This is a genomic window from Frankia tisae, assembly GCF_025403405.1.
In the GTDB taxonomy this organism is placed as follows: domain Bacteria; phylum Actinomycetota; class Actinomycetes; order Frankiales; family Frankiaceae; genus Frankia; species Frankia tisai.
In genome coordinates this window covers 1-1,157 of record NZ_JANEZT010000712.1, presented here as the reverse complement: position 1 = coordinate 1,157, position 1,157 = coordinate 1, and the positions used below count along the sequence as shown (strand labels likewise).

At 73.6% G+C, this 1,157-nt stretch carries 1 pseudogene; it reads left to right on the top strand.

Going from position 1 to position 1,157, the window contains the following annotated elements:
- Positions 1–381: pseudogene (locus NBZ85_RS31270) on the top strand (RNA-binding transcriptional accessory protein); the annotation flags it as partial.
- Positions 382–1,157: the final 776 nt, after the last annotated feature.

The window sequence follows — 1,157 nt, the reverse complement described above, 5'->3', positions numbered from 1 at the left end:
GGTGCCGGTGGCGGTGGTGCCGGTGGCGGTGGCGAACGGCGGAGCTCCGCCGGCGGCAACGCCGGCGCGGGCCGGGAGGGCGCGCGTCGCGGCGAGGCCGGCGGTGAGCGCCGGGACGGTGCGGGCGGCCGAGGCCGTGGCGCCGGCGGCCGGGACGGGTCGGCCGGTCGGGGACCCGGCGCACGCGGTGGTGGCCGGGCCGGCACCGGTTCCGGTGGCGGTGCTGGTGGCGGTGCTGGTGGTGGCCGGAGTGGCGCCGGTGGCGGTCGGGGCGGACGCGGTGGTGCGCCGGACGGGGCCATCGCCGATGCGCTGCGGCGGGCCGGGATCGTCACCGGCGACCAGATCACCCTCGACGGCTCCGGTCGCAAGCGGAGCTGACCTCGTCCGGGGGACCGCCGACGAGTCTCGGCGGCCCCCCGGAACCCTGCTCTACCGGGTCGGTGGGATCGCGATGTCGGAGACCTGGCCGTTGCTCCGGAACGTGCCCCGGAAGCGGACCCGATCGGCACCAGCCGGGAGGGTACTGCGCCGCCTCCGTCGCCGACGCACGGGCCTTCCCGGCTCTGCCGATGGCCTGAAAGTGCCAGAGACCGCCCCCGACGGGGTCCGCGCGGGCGCCAGCGCCGCCAGGAGCCGATGAGCGGCGAATCCACGAGACGGCGACACGACAGCCGGATTCGGTCAGATGCCGCTAAATCGCCATTAATACGCACCGCAAACGGGGCATTTCGGGAGAGCGGTCCGCTCTATAGGCCGCCTGCGCATATCCGGTATCGCCACCTCCGACAGAATCATCCCCTTGTTTCCGGATGGTCCCGGACCGCTCCGGGACCATCCGGGGACAACACTGACCCATCCCTGCCACTAGGGGTCGCTCGTCCCGCTCAATGCTGGTTACCGACAATCGGCGAGCCGCGCCTGCGTGCTTAGGCTGTCCGCATCGCCGCTGGCCAGGGCCGCCCACCGCAGCCGACCCTGGGACCCCGTCCATCGATGGGACCGGCGACAAAGGCGAGACCGGGGGGTCGAAACGGTGCCAGTCACGTATCTGGGTCGACACACGTCCCACCCCGAGCGTGCCCACGACCCACGGCGCGCCCTCGGCGGCCTTCCGGACCATCCACGCGTGCTCGCCACCAGCCGCTGACGAGGAC